Origin of the sequence: Roseimarinus sediminis, assembly GCF_050433125.1 — a bacterium.
Lineage (GTDB): Bacteria > Bacteroidota > Bacteroidia > Bacteroidales > Prolixibacteraceae > Roseimarinus > Roseimarinus sediminis.
Map to the genome: position 1 here is coordinate 68509 of NZ_JBNPXV010000005.1, position 16721 is coordinate 85229.

Sequence of the window (16721 nt, forward strand, 5' to 3'; positions counted from 1 at the left end):
CAACAATGATTCGGGAAAAAAAGAATCAGTCAACATGACGTTCAACATAACGAATAATGCTTTTGGCAATGTCTTTTCCAGTTGCCTTTTCAATTCCTTCGAGTCCGGGAGATGAATTGACTTCCATTATTTTTGGTCCATTGTTCGACTGGAGCATATCTACACCAGCCACTCCAAGACCTAGCACTCTTGCCGCTTTAAGCGCTGCGTTTTCTTCGTCTTCGCTTAGTTCGTAAAGTGAAGCACTTCCTCCACGATGCAGGTTCGAACGAAATTCTCCTTTTTTACCCTGACGTTTCATAGCGCCAACAACCACCCCATCGACCACAAAGGCTCTGATGTCGGCTCCTTTCGATTCTTTAATGAATTCCTGCACAATCACCCGCGCCTGCAGGCCGTGAAAAGCTTCGAGTACCGAAGTGGCAGCACTTCGTGTTTCGGCAAGGACCACGCCAACGCCCTGGGTTCCTTCGAGTAGTTTAATGATACAGGGTGCCCCGCCTACCTGGTCTATTACTCCGTCAACATCCTTTGAATAGTTGGTGAATGCAGTTTTGGGGAGTCCCAGTCCGGCGCGTGAGAGAATTTGAAGGCTGCGCAATTTATCGCGCGATCTGATCAGCGCCTGTGATTCATTGGCTGTAAAAACCTTCATCATTTCAAACTGACGGACAACCGATGAGCCATAAAAGGTAACTGAAGCCCCTATGCGCGGAATGACGGCATCAACATCCTGAATGCTTTCGCCATTGAAAAATACCTGTGGTTTTTTCTTCTCAATAATGATGTCGCATTTCGTATGATCGAGAACTAACATTTCATGTCCCCGGCTTTGTCCGGCTTCAACCAGTCGGATGGTTGAATAAAGTTTTGAATTGCGTGATAGTACTACAATTTTCATTTTTAAATTTTTTCTCGTTTTCTTAATGAATGTTGATGTCTTTGTTCTTCAGCTTGTTTCTGAACGATAGGTTGATTTTTGCCGGGTCGACTATAAAACGTTTCTTCAGTAACTTTCGGCCTAGCAGTACCGGATATTTCATGGCAGAACGTTCGCTTAGTGAAAGTTCGGCCAGGTAGCTTTGATTAAAAAGTACAATATTGGTTGTAATGATGTATCTGATCTGGCTGTGCCCGGTAGAACTTTTGATTTTTTTTAGCCGGTAGTTGGTGCAAATCAGTTGTTTATTGTTGAAATTAGGATGTCCCGGATCAAGCAAACTAAAGCGAATGGCTTTCTTTCCCTCCACTTCGATTTCGCTGATGTGATGACAATGAATCGAAGAAGTGTAGGCTCCTGTGTCGATTTTCACCGCAATATTGAAAAGGTCGAGGTCGGGAAAGTCAGCAATATCTTTCCTCCCGATAATTCTTTTTTCGTTTATTTCGTTTGTCAATTCTGTTTTCTTTTACAATTCTGTTATCCGATATTTCCTTCGTTTGATTGGGGTCGCCAACTTGTTTAAGCCTGCCTTGGCGCGCGATATGGTGTTCGTAACTGCGTTTTAATTAACTCTGCGGATGCTGTCGATCCTAACTGCCTGCCTGAGTAATTGCCTGTCCTGGGGAAGCTTTTGTATGTGTTTTACTACCTCGCTTCCGTGTGTCACTCGTCCAAAAGCAGCAAAGCCCTGTCCGTCGGGATTTCTTTTTCCTCCGTAGTCGAGCGCTGGTTGTTTGCCTATACAAATGAAAAAGTCGGATGTCACTGTCCCGGTATCGGCTCTTGCCATGCTGATGGTTCCATCGAGGTGTTTGATTCCGGTTTGTATGGTATTTTCATGAGTAATGGGAGGAAATTCGATGAAATCACGCTCACCGGGTCCGCCTTGTATCACTTCAATTTTAATGTTGTTATCGGGTTGATTGCCGGGCTTTACCACCCGGTAAAATTCAGCATTGTCGTAGTAAGTACTGTCGGTATACCTTAAAAAATTAGCCACCGTAACAGGAGCCTGTTCCTGATAAAGTTCAAGATAGATGTTGCCTGCACTGGTGTACATGACGACATTAACTGTTTGAGACGATTTTTTACAGCAGGTAAAAATTGTCAGAAGTACTGAAAATGTGATAAATAAACGTAATGACATGGAATAAAATTATTCTGCTAAAATAAATTTATTCCTTTAAAAAGGATGAAACGAGTCGTTAAAAATGAATATTTCTTTCTTTATTACAGTCTATTCATTTTCTATCAGCTTTTTCACACTTAAAATACTGAAGGTCGAAAAGTTGGTCAAAATTAGTGAAGGCCAAAATTGTGTTAACTTTTCGGGCTGTTATTTTATTTTTTTGATAATCGACAAGGCATCCTTACTGTAATATCCACCTTGGTTGGCTATTTTGTTGAAAGCCTGATATGCTTGTTTCGTATTTTTTGTTTGTATCATGCAAAGGGCCTGATACCATTGAGCCTGTTCGATAAAAAGGTTGTCCTTTTCGTCGATAACTTTTTGGTAAACTGCCACAGCTTCTTTGAAGTTTCCGGTTTCCTGAAGGCAAAGACCTGAATAGAAATTGCAGGTTGGATGTTCAGGATTTTCAGCCAGTACTGTTTTAAATGCCAGCAGTGCTTCACTGTATTGCTGCTTGTTGTAAAGCTCGATCCCCTTTACCTCGGGGGTAACTTCGGCCCCCGAACGATAAAGACCTGTTGCTTCGTAAGGTTTAAAATTTTGCTGGTAAATGGCTTCGGCCGAAGTTTTTTGTTGCGACAATGCAATGGTTCCGGCCGAAATTACGGCGGCCAGCGAGGCTGCGACACCCAAAACCCTTGTGCGTTTTTGTTTTAAACCGGAAGGAATGAACTGACGGATATTGCTTTCCTTCTTCTGTTCGTTCATGATGTCTTGCATCGAACTTCGTAATTTCATTACATCCCGTTCGACAAGTGATTCGTTGATATCCCTGTTTAGCCTTGTCTCATTGGCTAAGCGCAGATTTTCAGCCAGTTCTTCTTCAAACACATCCTCTTCTTCGGGCTTGAGATAATTGAGCAAATAGTCATCGATGCGTTTTAATTCAGTATAACTGATGCTTTGTTCTTCGTCAATTATTTTTTCAATGGAAGTACGCAGCGCATTGATGTCGTTTTCTGAAAGTGCAAGGTCGATTTCCTGATGAAGCCTGATTTGTTGCTGCAGCGTACTGGTTTCATTAGCCAGATTGTTAATATGCTGCTGTTCTTCGGGACTTAACTCGTTATTTAAGTATTGATCCAGTTCAAAGTCGCTGACTAAACCGGCCCCTGAATGCATAATCTGGCTTATATTGTTGCGAAGATCGATAATGTCGTTTTCCGAAATAGCTTCGCCAATTTCTTTCCAAATTTGGCTGCTTTGAGTTGCGGGGGTCATTTTTTTCTCACCAGGGTTATTGTCTGATTTAATTTGATGAATTCGCTCCGTTTTGCTCTTCTTGTAATTTTCAAAATGAATCAGTTGAAGTGAATTAGCAAAGGATAAATCCATTTTTTGCTTGTTCCCGGTGCCCGCTTTGTCGAGATTTTGGGCCAAATCGAAAAAATCGCGTGGGCTGTTTTTCTTTTTGACATTAAAATTAATTATTTCCTTCAGGTTCGATCGCAGATCCATAACATCGTTCTCCTGAATTGCATCCGCAATTGCTTCACTTAACTTAATCTCGGCGTTGAATTCAGGCGAATGATCCATTGCAAGCTGGAATTTCTGTAATTCGGCTCCTTTAATTCTGTCGAGAATAAAGTCATCAATCAGATGGTTTAAGTTAATAGTCATTTTCAATAATTTTTTTAAATTCTTCATCCTGTTTAATACTGCGTACCAGGTATTCTTTACACTGGTGTTTGCGTTTTTTCGCATAACTTTCACTGGTATAGCCCAAGGTGTCGGCTATTTGTTTGAAGGTCAGTTTATCAAAAAAGAGTTGCAAAATTTGCTTGCAATCTTTGCCCAGTTTTTGAAAATGCTCCTGAAACAACCTGTAACGGTCATTTTTCCGCGCCAGCTCTACAAGTTCGTCGTCGTATATTTGATCCGAAAAATGATGAACCTCTTCTACCTTAACAATGTCGTTCTTTCGTCTTTCGAGCTGCTTTAGCCATAATAAGCGAGCCACCGAATATAAATAAGTTTCAAAAGTACAGGTTTCTATCATCAGTCGGTCGCTTTTTAATTTACGATAAATTACAATAATTGCTTCCTGAAAAATGTCATTTGCATTGCTTTCGTCTCCTTTATTCCGGATAACAAATGCATTGATCATGTGATAATAACTTTTGTAAATATGTCGTAATATCGTGCTGTTATTTCTCAGAATCCCTCTGAGCAATTCTTCGTTACTGTAACTTGCCATTTCATATGATTAAATTTTCATTTTTCAAAGGTATCATATGCAACTTCCGATGAATTTCAATTTTGATTTTTATTTTTTGAATTTCGAAATTCATGTTGGTTTCATCTGTTAATTCCGAAAATTAGGAAAAGGTTACCAATTAAATGCAAAATATTTCAGAAAATTTGTACTGTTGTAAAAAACAGACCATGAAGAGCGATGATTATTAATCATAATAAAAAGAAAGGACAGATCCCTTGATCCATCCTTTTCTCGTACTAACTAACTAACCTAACTAATCTAACTAAACCTAAAACTATGAAAAATAAACCTGAGGCAAAGATATGTTATAGAACATAAATTCTAAAGTTATTTTTGTTAATTGATGTTAATAAAAATGAGAATTTACAGTGAATTAACAATTGCGCTTACTGGGCTATGAAATGATAGCGAATGTATCCACTTTGAACTGAATTAGCACCGACTGAATTAAAGCGGGTACGTAAGGCAGCTGTTTTTGCATAGGAGAGCATCAGCCTGTTTACTTGATCATTCAAACGAGGTTCGGCCCTGATTACTTTTCCTGAAGCAGCTACTTCAATATCCACCGTAACGGTACCTGCATGTTGCGTAAGATAAACAGGAATGGGCAATACGGTGTGATAGCGATTATCGAGGAAATATTCAACATTGCTGTCGCCGGTATACAGTTTCTTCAGGATGGAGTCGGGGTCCATTCCTTCACTTGTCTCTTCGGGCATTTGCAAATCATCGATGGTAGGTATATCGCGTGAAAGTTGTTCACTTACCTCTTTAACCAGGTTGCGAGCAGCTTCCAGTTCTTTAAGATATTCCTGATCGACGGACTGATCGGGATTTTCGATTGCCCGATTTGAAGCAACATTGGTCTTAAGAAGCGATGGCCCTTGTTCTGGTGTTCGTTCAGATTCTTGTTGAAGAATTTCGGGATCGGCTATTTCAGGCAGGTCAATAAGTATTTCGGCTTCGACAAACTCCTGTTTGATCTTAAACTGGCTAATATTGAGTAAAATGAATACAACAATATGAAAAACGAGTGTGAAGATAATTCCGTTTTTGTATTTGTTGTATATGTTGCCCGGCTTAAACATGTGGCAAATATAGAAAAAGGGTGGGTGTGTTGCAGAACAAAAAGTGTTTTTACTTCATGAACATTGACAAACATTTAGAGTAAAAAAGCCAACAGGAAAGAATTTTACCTGTTTATTGGCTCTGGCTGAATATTTATCAAAGAATGTTGGTGGCGGTTGAAAAAAAAATTGAATATTTGTAATGGAGAACTTCATGAAGCGAAAGCTTCGCAAAGCAGTGGTGTGTGTAAGACAGTTCTGTCCAGTTCAAAGATTTGTTGTGGCATTGGGAATGTGCATTACATACCTTGTATTTAAGGGTGAAATAAAACAGTAGCTGATCATTAAGGGATCGAACTGTTTTGGAATATAATTTTTGTATATGGTCTATGGACAGTTTTAGGGAAAAAATTAGAAGCGGAATTTATTTTATTTTGGGTGCATTTTTACTTTATGGCTGTGGTTCATCCAGTTATAATGATGGATCTGTAGCTGAAACAATAAGTCCCAATGTCGCACTTAAAATGAATCAGATTGAGGTGGAGGGTGATGTGCAGCCCTTTAATAAAGAAATACGAATTGATACGCTGGCTGAAAATCTTTATCTGATCCATTTCACTCTGTACACCGATTTCCCTTCATCACTTCCTCGTTTTAAATTTAAACTGAAGTACCCGCGTAACATGGTCGATGCCTTGTGGAGTTCGCGTACCTGGTCCAACTTATCATACATCAATATTGCCAATTACGCACGCCTTCAGTCAGACTACAATGTACTTTCAGCGCTTGCATCCAATTATCAGAACCGGATTACTTTGGCATCGTTCGACGATTTTAAAAGCCAGTACACGCAGCTCGATGTACAGCATGCTCCCGACTCACTGGTGTTTTCATTTAACTTTTTTAACGACGCGGCACCCGATGTTGAAATACTGGAGTACAAGGCAACGGTTCTGGTAGATTTACAAGAAGTTCATTATTCCGAGTCTGTCAGGGCATCGGCACAGTGGCGACTCGACAATGAGGAAGGCAAGTCACCCACCAATATTGAATCGTCGCTTAAGCCGGTTTATTCACTGTGGTATCCCATGGATCAAAATATTCCACTCGAAGGGGTCACTCATTATTTCGACTCTATTTCCTCCTTAGGATTCCGATCCATTTTATTCGACGATGGCTGGCAAAACGTGGTTCGTTTTGAGGTCGATCAGGATGGCAAATGGGATCCCTCAAAAATTAACTCAGTGAAATCGTTCATGGATATTGCCCGTAAGTCGGACATGAAAGTGGCCTTGTGGTACAGTCAGCCATTTTTAGGTGCCCATAATTATGTGTTTAAAAAGTTCGAAGGGAAATACCTGCAATACCGCACTTCGAGCCAGCCTTTGCTCGATATTCGCTATCCTGAGGTAAGACAGTACTTAAGCGATATGTATTCAAGCATCGTAAGTGAGTGGGATTTATCGGGCATATGGTTTAATTTTTTGAATAGTTATTATCCCGACGAAAATATTATCATCACCGAAGACCTTGGACGAGACTTTATTTCTGTTAGAAAAGCACTTGATTCGTTGCGGAGTTATATGGAAGTTGAGATGTTAGAGGGTCAGGCTGACCTTTCTATTAACCAAAGCTATAGGGCAGTTGGTCCTTTGGTTGGATCCAACACAAAGACAATCAACGGATTTTTAGGAACCACCGTGTTGAGTGAAGTTAGGGAGAAAATGGTCAATAACCGGCTAATGTATGGCGATTATTCACCATTTATCGAGGTAATGGGCATTCATCCCAAAGATCCGGCAGTTGATGTGGCGCGCAAGTTTCATTCGATCATGTTTGCAACTCCCTATGTTTCTTTCTTCAGTTATACCTTACCCGATGATGTTAAGCAAACACTTAAGTTTTGGATTGCTTACTGGGATAAAAATTATGAATACCTCATCGAAAGCGGATTTAAAGCTGATAATCCGGTACAGCGTTATCCGGTGATTGATGCAGGAAATGAGCAAAAAAGAATCATTGTTTTTTATAACAGAGTCAGGCCGTATTCCCTTGGTGAATTTGAGTTTGCTGATGCTGATCTGATCAATTCATCCGATTCTGATTACATCTCCTTATCCGGGAATCCGCCAAATAAAGTTGATTTCATCAGTTATGATCACAAAGGCACTTATTTTACCCGGGGAAGTTTGAGATTTAAAAATGGTGTTGCCAGTATCGAAATACCACAGGGTGGTTATGCCCGTTTGATCGTTGACTAAGATTCCTTACCATGTCCAGAAGCAGGCAATCCCTTCGCTTATCAGGGCTTGCAGTATTGTTGCTGCTGCAATTCTCTCTGAGCGCCTATGCCGATAATGTTAATCGCAGAAAAGCCGAAAAACAGTTCGATAAAGCGCTGATTTCCTATTCGCAAGGTGATTTGGAGCAGGCAGAACAGTGGGTGACCAAAGCGATTGAAAGTGATTCCACTTACCCAAAGGCCTTCTTGTTGCTTGCCGATATTGCCAGCGAAAAGGGAGATCAAAAGCTTCAAACAGCAAGCTTAACGAGTGTTACAAAACAATATCCTTCTAAATTTCCCAAAGCACACAAAATTCTGGGTAAACTACTTTATGAGCAGGGCTTGTTTCAAGAGGCGCTCGATCAATATTCGCACCTTATTCAACATGGACCGGATTCGATAAAGGTTTTAAGGGAAATAAATCAATGCAGGGCTGCCATCGAAATTATGAGTGATAGTATGGATGTTACTATTGATTTGCTCGACAGTGCAATCAATACCGCTTTGGATGAATATTGGCCTTTCGTTTCGGCCGATGATGCCACTTTGTATTTTACACGACTCATACGGGATGAAAAACCTTATGCATTCGAACGGATTTATTATGCTGAAAAAGACGGTGCAGGCTGGAAAGCGGCCAAACGTTTCATGCCCGATCATACAAACGAAGTCAATGAGGGAACGTTTAGTATGACGGCTGATCAACGGTATCTATTTTTTACTGTTTGTGGTAAAAGCGATGCATATGGAAGTTGTGACATCTTTTACATGTACAAGGATGATACCGGTTGGAGCGCACCATTAAATGCAGGCAGAAATGTCAATACGGCCATGTGGGATTCACAGCCCTCGATTGCACCCAATGGAGCTTATCTATACTGGTCGTCGAACCGCGAGGGAGGAGCAGGCAAAAGAGACATTTGGTATTCGAAGGTTTATAAGCAGCGAAACGGGCAACTTGTTTTTGCTCCGGCTCAAAATGCAGGTAATCGGGTCAACACCAGCGAAAACGACTTTTCACCCTTTATTCATGCCGATGGAGTCAGTCTGTACTTTGCTTCCGACGGTCATTTCGGTCTTGGCAGGAGCGATCTTTTTATGGCGAAACAGGAAAATGGTGTTTTTTCGGAAGTAAGTAATCTCGGGTATCCGATCAACAGCATTGCCGATGACGAAGCGCTGGTGGTTTCGCCTTCAGGAAGTCTTGCCTTTCTGTCTTCCAACCGGGTTGGTAGCAGCGCGCGTGATTTGTATCAGTTGGAGCTGCCTGAAACATTTCTCCCCCGGCCGGCCGGCTATATCAAGGGCCTTGTAATTGATGCATCAACAAAGCAGCCACTCGATGCCGAAATCACTTTAACCCGCCTTGATAATGGGCAGTCTGAACTTATAAAAGCCGAAGCAGATCAGGGCTTTCTGACAACAGTGGCTGGAAGTAGCCAATATGCGTTGAGCATCAACAAAAAAGGTTATTTGTTTTTCTCGAAGCATTATGAGTTTGCCGATTCAATTGATTTTCAAAAGGTACAGGCTTTAACAATATCGCTTATGCCTATCGGAAAAGGGAAGTCGGTAGTACTGGAGAATATTTTCTTCGAATTTGACAAGGCAGTGCTCGACAAGGCATCCGAAACGGAGTTGAACGATGTAATTCATTTTATGGAAATGAATCCAGGGGTGAAAGTTGAAATTGCCGGTCATACCGACAATGTAGGGAACGATGACTATAACCAGCAACTATCGGAAAAAAGGGCAGCGGTCATCGTTGAATACCTGTCGAAGAAAATACCGACTGCTCGGTTAAGCTCAAAAGGTTATGGTGCACGATTTCCCTTGACGGATAATGATTCGGAGGAAGCGCGTAAGAGGAACCGACGCTCTGAATTAACTATTGTTGATTACTAGCCAACAGATTGTTAATTACCACCGCAGCCATGTGACAGCCAAATACAGCCGGCAGGTAGGAAATGGTGCCAACTGCCGATTTTTTGTTTTGACCTTCTTCGGCTTTTACCGCTTCATCGGGTACTTCCTCCGGAGAGAATACCACCGTGATTCCTTTTCTTATTCCCAGTTTCCCCAAACGTTTGCGAATCATACGGGCAAGTTTGCAATTGTAAGAGTTTGACAGGTCGGTGCTTTGTACCAGTCCGGGATTCATTTTACCACCTGCCCCCATTGAGCTTACAATCCTGAGTTTTAGTTGTATTGAATGGTAAATCAGGTAGACCTTGGGAGCCAGTGTGTCGATGGCATCAACAACATAATCGTAAGCTGCCATCTTTAGTACTTCTTTCATCCTTTCATCCTTAAGATATTCATTAATGACTTCCAGTTGAAGTTCAGGATTGATGTCAAGAAAACGCGAAGCCAGTATATCTGCTTTCATTTTACCAATGTTGCTTCGGGTGGCAGGAAGCTGCCGGTTGATATTGCTTTCTTCAACCGCATCACCGTCGACAATGGTCAGGCGACCAATGCCGGCACGACACAGCATTTCGGCAGCATAGGCACCAACCCCACCAAGGCCTACCACCAAAACATGGCATTTTTTCAGGTATTCAAGATCATTCTTCCCCAGCAATAGTTCCGTTCGGCTTAACCAACTCATTTCAAAAGATGCTTATATAATTTTCGTAAATCTGTTTTTTTAATGCTGACATTGAACAGGCTAAAATTTCAGCGGCACGAAGATATATTTTTTCTATTGATATCGCCGACTCATCGCTTTCGAGAAATATTTGCTTCATGGGAATTTCATTTAAGACCTGAACTGTTTGCCGTCGGGGTTTGAACAAAAGTTCTCCAAATGAGAAGAAAACATTGTGTTTCAGCAATTGTTGGGTCTGTTGAAGATTTCCGTTGTAACCATGAAGAATGAGCGGAACTTTGGGTTTTCTGTTTTTAAGAACATGAAGCAGGTCGGAATAAGCTTTTACACAGTGTACAATGACTGGTTTCCGATATTTCTCGGCGATGTCGATATGGATTGTAAAAATCCCGACCTGCTTCTCCATCGGATAATCAATGGTTCGGTCGATGCCACATTCACCAATGGCAAGCACCTCGTCGCTTTGGGCTTTCAGTTTAAGCCGGGTAAACATCTCGTCGGGTTGGTGTCCTGCAAGATGCCAGGGATGCCACCCTGCAGAAACAGAATTCAGCTCATTGCTCCCTGCTTCGTGCAGCATGGTATTTATGATGGCTATCTGATTTGAAACGGAAGCCTTTTTATGCGTGTGTATGTCAATAAATGGAATCATTCTCTCAGGCTTTGCTTACAAAGAAAAAATAAATGTATGATTTTTATCAAAACGATATGGCCGGGTACTAATAAATAGCAATAAAATTAAGGTTTAAACTTTTGGATTTTTACTTCAGCATTGGAACTTCTTTTAATGTATAAAAAGGAAAACAAAAGCAGAATAATAAAGCATTTTCATTAAGAAATACTGATCTTTATTAGTTGATTTTTCATGAATTATAGGGTATTTTACCATAAAAAATTGTTATGGATCAATCGTTATTTTCTGAATTGTTTGAGAAAGTGAAAAACCAGCCGCAACGCCGTTTGGTTGTGGCCAATGGTGTCGATATACATTCCCTTGAAGCAGTGGCGCGAGCAATCAGCAAAAATCTTGTTACCGTCATTATTACAGGCGATGCGTCCCTAATTCATGAAGAATGCAGACGGCTTGGTATTCCATCGGATAAATATGAGGTGAGAAATTGTTCGGACGATAAGGAAGCAGCAGCCATGGCTGTTGATCTTGCCCGCTCGGGCGAGGCCGATTTAATTATGAAAGGCTTGCTGAATACCGATGTTTTCATGAAAGCCATACTTAATAAAACCTATGGAATATTGTCTCCGGGCGCCTTACTGGCCCATATGAGTATGATGAAAAGCAGGAATTATCATAAGCCGCTTTTTTTTAGCGATGTGGCCATTATTCCTCTACCCACGCTCGATCAAAAAACTGTGATAACCCGTTATTTGATTGATGTAGCCCGTAGTTTTGGAATCGATCGGCCCAAGGTGGCTTTCATTGCAGCAACCGAGAAAGTTATAGAAAAGATGCCTGCCTGTTCCGATGCTTATACCTTAAAGTTGAAGTGGGAAGCCGGTTGGTTTGGCTCTTCTTTCTGCGATGGACCGATGGGCATCGATCTGGCAATCGACAAGGAGGCAGCCCTCATTAAAAATTTTGCATCGCAGGTGGCGGGCGATGCCGATTGTTTGCTTTTTCCCAACATTGAAGCCGGTAATGTGTTTTATAAGACGAATGCCAAGTGGTGTAAAAGCGAGATGGCGGCTATTGTTATGGGAACAAAGGTGCCGGTTGTTCTTTCATCGAGAGGCGACAGTGTGGATACCAAGTTGAATTCAATAGCGCTGGCAGCCCTTATTGGCAGCACCAATGCCACAAAAGATTAATCAGCTCATAAAGCGAATGAAGAACAACATTACGAAAATTCTGGTCATCAATCCCGGATCGACTTCTACAAAAATAGCTGTTTATCAGGGCGAGAAATGCCTATTAAACGAGACCATACGGCATTTCCTCGACGACCTGATTCATTACCATGATATCATCGACCAGTACGAATTTCGCAAGGATATTATTCTGGGAACCCTCGAACTTGAAGGAGTTGAGCTCAATGATATAGGAATTGTGATGGGGCGGGGGGGCTTAACCTATCCCCTGAAATCGGGTATTTATGAGGTTGATGACCGAATGCTTACGCATGTTCGAAAAGGGGTATTGGGCAAACATGCATCGAACCTGGGCCCCATACTGGCGCATGCCATTGCCCGCGAATGTGGGAATGCAAAGGCTTATATTGCCGATCCGGTGGTTACCGATGAGCTGAGTGCGATTGCACGAATAAGCGGGCATCCACGCTTCGAGCGTCGTTCTATTTTTCATGCCCTGAATCAAAAAGCCATTGCCCGGGTTCATGCTGCCAAAGTAGGACAGCCCTATGAAAAGTTGAACCTCATTGTAGTACACATGGGGGGAGGCGTTTCGGTTGGCGTTCATCAACATGGACAGGTAATCGATGTGAACAATGCCCTCGACGGTGAAGGTCCGTTTAGTCCTGAACGAAGTGGGACCCTCCCTGTGGGACAGTTGATTGAAGCTTGTTTTAGCGGTAATTTTACAAAAGACGAAATACGGCAGATGGTGGTTGGAGAAGGGGGGATGGTGGCTTATCTGGGGACCAATAGTATGCTCGACATTGAACAACATGCCTCTCAGGGAGAGGAGCAATACAAGGTGCTGATTGAAGCATTTGTTTACCAGGTAGCTAAAGCCATAGGAGAGATGTCGGTCGTACTGGAAGGGCAGGTTGATGCAATTCTGCTCACTGGTGGAATTGCTCACAGCAGTCATATTGTGGAAGCCCTTACCAGAAAAACAGATTTTATTGCTCCGGTAATTACCTATCCCGGTGAAGATGAAATGGAAGCCATGGCAATGAATGCCCGATTAATGCTGAAAGGAGATCTGCAAGCTGAAAAATATCCACACTGATTTTGTGTTTTTTCCTGATTGTTTCAGGCAATGGAGCTAAAAAGTTATCTTTGCTCCAGCTTGCAAAGAAACATTTATGGATACATATTCTCTGATTATAGCTGCCAGCATAGTCATCGTTCTTTCTTCACTTTTTAACATACTGGCCAAACGTACCAGCTTCCCAAGTGTTTTGTTGTTGATTGGCCTTGGTATTGCAATACGTGCTGTCCTCGAAAGTTCAGAAATTGATGTCAATCTTTTTCCGGTACTCGAAGTATTGGGCGTAATTGGTTTGATCATGATCGTGCTTGAAGCTGCACTTGATCTGGAACTGCGAAAGGAAAAACGTACCTTAATCATCAAATCGATGATCATCGCCTTATTGGGGCTGGTTATCAGCTCTATTATCATAACTTATCTTTTCAGGTTTTTTATTCCCAATATTGACTTTCTTACCGGTTTTATCTACGCAATTCCGCTCTCCATTATGAGCAGCGCCATCATCATCCCAAGTGTTGTCAATTTATCCGAAGACAAGCGTGAATTCATGGTTTATGAAAGTACCTTTTCCGACATCTTCGGGATCATGCTTTTCTATTATGTACTGGGGAATGTAAATTCCAATGGACTTCAGGAAATTGCAATCAATGTTTCAACCAGTCTGCTAACAACCATTGTTGTGTCGCTTGTATTGGGTTATTTGCTGGTAATGGCGCTTCAGGCACTGCGCGGTGGAGTAAAATTCTTTCTGATACTTGCCATTCTGATCCTACTGTATTCGGTGGGTAAGATGATGCATATTTCGTCCTTGCTTATCATTCTTATTTTCGGTCTGATACTCAATAACCGGACTGTTTTTTTCAGAGGACGCCTGAGCAAGCTCACCACCCGAAGAGGAGTTGCCCGCCTGATGGACGATTTTAAACTGTTTACAGCCGAAACCTCCTTTTTTGTCCGCACCTTTTTCTTTGTGTTTTTTGGAATGAGTATGTCGGTCGAGTCACTGGGAGGTGGCAAGGTATGGATGCTTAGTCTGCTTGTTTTGCTCATTCTCTTTATCGTGCGTTTTGTTTTGTTTGCTACCATCAATCCAAAGAAAAAATATCCTTCGGTGTGGATTGCTCCAAGAGGGCTGATTTCCATTCTTTTGTTTTTCGCCATTCCTGAAGAATTTGTGATTTCAGATTTCGAAAGCGGAGTTTTGTTTGTGGTGATACTTGGCACCGCACTCATTATGGCCGTATCGCTCATGATTGAGCGAAAGGGAAAGCGCGAGGACCATGAGGATGTAAACCTTCCCCTGGAACAATAAAAAAGAGGCTGCCCTTATGGGGACAACCTCTCTGTTATTTTTTTCTGTTATTCTAATTAAGCAAACCTCTTTTTATCAGCAGTGGTTCGATCGATGGTTCCTGGCCCCTGAAATTACGGTACATGGTCATGGCATCGATGGTGCCGCCTTTTGACACGATGTTCTTGCGGTACGAGGCAGCAATTTCCTTGTTAAACAGGTCGCCCGATTCAACAAACGATGCAAAGGCATCGGCATCGAGTACTTCGGCCCATATGTAGCTGTAGTAGCCTGCAGAATAGCCGCTGGCCCAAATGTGGTTGAAATAGCTTGACTTGTAACGTGGAATAATCGACGAGGGCAATCCAATGCGCTGCATACTTTCATTTTCGAAGGCTTCAACATCGATGTTTTCTGTGTTGGCAGTGGTATGGTAGTCCATATCAAGTATGGAGGCTGCCAGGTATTCAACGGTGGCAAAGCCCTGGTTAAACTGCGATGAGGCTACCAGTTTGTCGATCAGTTCCTGAGGTATTACTTCACCGGTTTCATAATGTTTGGCAAAAAGCCTGAGCATTTCGGGTTTTGAACACCAGTTTTCCATGATTTGTGAAGGCAGTTCAACAAAATCGCGGGGCACCGAAGTGCCTGACAGACTATGATAACGGCAGTTTGAAAGCAATCCATGCAAGCCATGTCCAAATTCGTGGAACAGGGTGCTAACTTCATCAAAGCTAAGCAAAGCGGGCTTATCGCCGGTTGGTTTTGAGAAATTACAAACATTGGTAATTACCGGAGCTACGTGTACGCCATCGATGCTTTGATGTTGCTTGCGGTAGCTGTTCATCCAGGCACCACCACGCTTGCTGGCTCTGGGGAAATAATCGGTGTAAAGCACACCAATGTGGGTTCCGTCAGCTTCTTTTACTTCGAAAGCCTTTGCTTCGGGGTGAGGAACCGGTATGTTTTCAATTTCACTAAACTGAAGGCCCCATAGCTTGTTGGCCAACAGGAAGGCGCCGTTGCGTACGTTGTTTAATTCAAAATACGGACGGATTTCCGAGTCATCCAGGTCGTACTTTTCTTTTCTGATTTTTTCGGTATAATACCACCAGTCCCAGCTTTCGAGTTGAAAGTTGCCTCCTTCACGGTCAATCATGGCCTGCATGTCGGCTGCTTCCTGTTTCGCCATTTCAAGGGCCGGTGTCCACAGCTTATATAGCAGCTCATAAACATTTTCGGGAGTTTTGGCCATGCGATCGTCAAGAACAAAGGCTGCATGGTTATCAAAACCCATGATATTGGCTCTTTGTGTTCGCAAGTGAAGAATTTTCTGAATGATTTCCTTGTTGTCGAATTCATTGCCATTGTTTCCTCTCATGTACATGGCTTTGTAGAGTTTTTCACGTAGTTCGCGCTTGTCGGCATACTGTAAAAACGGTATCCAGCTGGGTTGGTGTAGCGTGAAAACCCATTTTCCTTCTTCACCGGCAGCTTCGGCGGCAGCTGAGATCACCGATTCGGGAAGTCCGCTTAGATCTTCCTGCTTGTCGATTACCAGCTTAAAGTTGTTGGTTTCGGCCAGCAGGTTCTCACCAAACTGAAGCGAAAGCAAGGACAATTCCTCGTTAATTTTCTTTAGTTCTTCTTTCTTTTCGGCCGGAAGGTTGGCACCGCTACGCAGAAAATCTTTGTAGACCTCTTCAAGCAGCATCAGCGATTCTGAATTGAGTCCCAGGGTCTCTTTCTGATCGTAAACTGCTTTTACCCGAACGAACAGTTCATTGTTCAGATAAATTTCATCCTGATGCTTTGAAAGCCTTGGGTATACTTCTTTAGCGATTTCCTGCATCTCATCGTTGGTGTCGGCACTTAGCAGGTTGCCAAAAACACTGCTTGTTTTCTGAAGAAGAGCACCGGTGTATTCCATGGCAACAATGGTATTTTCGAAAGTGGGAGCTTCGCTGCTGTTGACAATTTTATCAATTTCAGCTTTTTGTTCTTCAATACCTTTGTTGAATGCAGGAAGGTAATGTTCGGTTTTGATTTTATCGAACGGAGCAACTCCATAAGGAGTATCGTATTCTGTAAAGAACGGATTTTCTTCTTTTTCAGTATTCGTGCACGATGCAAGCATAGTAACAACAATTAATAATGGTAAGATTTTAATATTCACAATTTTCTCTTTTAAGTTAATAATCTGCAAA

14 protein-coding genes are annotated in these 16721 nt (G+C 42.2%); 5 read left to right on the forward strand and 9 right to left on the reverse strand.

All coding sequences use genetic code 11. The annotated features are described in order from the left end of the window. Nucleotides 1-25: 25 nt before the first annotated feature. The 6 genes from rimK to FHS86_RS08085 all read right to left on the reverse strand — a co-directional run bounded on the left by rimK (nucleotide 26) and on the right by FHS86_RS08085 (nucleotide 5441). Nucleotides 26-901 carry a 30S ribosomal protein S6--L-glutamate ligase gene (rimK, locus tag FHS86_RS08060; RefSeq protein ID WP_429412484.1) on the reverse strand — a complete coding sequence of 292 codons (876 nt, stop codon included), beginning with the start codon at nucleotides 899-901 and terminating at the stop codon, nucleotides 26-28. A gap of 22 nt (nucleotides 902-923) precedes the next feature. Then, on the reverse strand, nucleotides 924-1397 hold the full coding sequence (locus tag FHS86_RS08065; RefSeq protein WP_429412485.1) for an ATP-dependent zinc protease family protein: 474 nt from the start codon (nucleotides 1395-1397) through the stop codon (nucleotides 924-926). Between the two features lie 108 nt (nucleotides 1398-1505). Next, on the reverse strand, nucleotides 1506-2003 hold the full coding sequence (locus FHS86_RS08070; RefSeq protein WP_429412486.1) for a peptidylprolyl isomerase: 498 nt from the start codon (nucleotides 2001-2003) through the stop codon (nucleotides 1506-1508). Between the two features lie 276 nt (nucleotides 2004-2279). Next, a complete protein-coding gene (locus tag FHS86_RS08075) occupies nucleotides 2280-3755 on the reverse strand; it encodes a tetratricopeptide repeat protein (RefSeq protein ID WP_429412487.1) in 1476 nt (491 codons plus the stop codon). Further along, nucleotides 3745-4332 (reverse strand): RNA polymerase sigma factor, encoded by a 588-nt coding sequence (locus FHS86_RS08080; RefSeq protein ID WP_429412488.1) that lies wholly within the window; start codon nucleotides 4330-4332, stop codon nucleotides 3745-3747. The genes FHS86_RS08075 and FHS86_RS08080 overlap by 11 nt, the downstream gene beginning before the upstream one ends. Nucleotides 4333-4739: 407 nt before the next feature. Further along, nucleotides 4740-5441 (reverse strand): hypothetical protein, encoded by a 702-nt coding sequence (locus FHS86_RS08085; RefSeq protein ID WP_429412489.1) that lies wholly within the window; start codon nucleotides 5439-5441, stop codon nucleotides 4740-4742. Between the two features lie 368 nt (nucleotides 5442-5809). Between FHS86_RS08085 and FHS86_RS08090 the strand changes: the two genes are divergently transcribed. Beyond that, the gene (locus tag FHS86_RS08090; RefSeq protein WP_429412490.1) at nucleotides 5810-7681 is read left to right on the forward strand and encodes an alpha-amylase family protein; all 1872 of its coding nucleotides are present in this window, start codon (nucleotides 5810-5812) and stop codon (nucleotides 7679-7681) included. A gap of 11 nt (nucleotides 7682-7692) precedes the next feature. Beyond that, nucleotides 7693-9609 carry an OmpA family protein gene (locus FHS86_RS08095; RefSeq protein ID WP_429412491.1) on the forward strand — a complete coding sequence of 639 codons (1917 nt, stop codon included), beginning with the start codon at nucleotides 7693-7695 and terminating at the stop codon, nucleotides 9607-9609. On the opposite strand, the gene FHS86_RS08100 is transcribed toward FHS86_RS08095, so the two are convergent. Beyond that, nucleotides 9593-10315 carry a tRNA threonylcarbamoyladenosine dehydratase gene (locus FHS86_RS08100; RefSeq protein WP_429412492.1) on the reverse strand — a complete coding sequence of 241 codons (723 nt, stop codon included), beginning with the start codon at nucleotides 10313-10315 and terminating at the stop codon, nucleotides 9593-9595. The two genes, FHS86_RS08095 and FHS86_RS08100, sit on opposite strands and share 17 nt — an antisense overlap. 1 nt (nucleotide 10316) lies before the next feature. Next, nucleotides 10317-10967, reverse strand: coding sequence for a TatD family hydrolase (locus FHS86_RS08105; RefSeq protein ID WP_429412493.1), 651 nt, complete (start codon nucleotides 10965-10967; stop codon nucleotides 10317-10319). Between the two features lie 248 nt (nucleotides 10968-11215). On the opposite strand from FHS86_RS08105, the gene FHS86_RS08110 reads away from it, so the two are divergent. The 3 genes from FHS86_RS08110 (at nucleotide 11216) to FHS86_RS08120 (ending at nucleotide 14535) form a co-directional block, all read left to right on the forward strand. After that, a complete protein-coding gene (locus tag FHS86_RS08110) occupies nucleotides 11216-12139 on the forward strand; it encodes a phosphate acyltransferase (RefSeq protein ID WP_429412494.1) in 924 nt (307 codons plus the stop codon). A gap of 16 nt (nucleotides 12140-12155) precedes the next feature. Further along, on the forward strand, nucleotides 12156-13241 hold the full coding sequence (gene buk, locus FHS86_RS08115; protein ID WP_429412495.1) for a butyrate kinase: 1086 nt from the start codon (nucleotides 12156-12158) through the stop codon (nucleotides 13239-13241). Nucleotides 13242-13317: 76 nt separating this feature from the next. Then, nucleotides 13318-14535: a cation:proton antiporter domain-containing protein gene (locus tag FHS86_RS08120; protein WP_429412496.1), complete on the forward strand. Its 1218-nt coding sequence runs from the start codon at nucleotides 13318-13320 to the stop codon at nucleotides 14533-14535. A gap of 52 nt (nucleotides 14536-14587) precedes the next feature. On the opposite strand, the gene FHS86_RS08125 is transcribed toward FHS86_RS08120, so the two are convergent. Beyond that, nucleotides 14588-16690, reverse strand: coding sequence for a M3 family metallopeptidase (locus tag FHS86_RS08125; RefSeq protein ID WP_429412497.1), 2103 nt, complete (start codon nucleotides 16688-16690; stop codon nucleotides 14588-14590). Nucleotides 16691-16721: the final 31 nt, after the last annotated feature.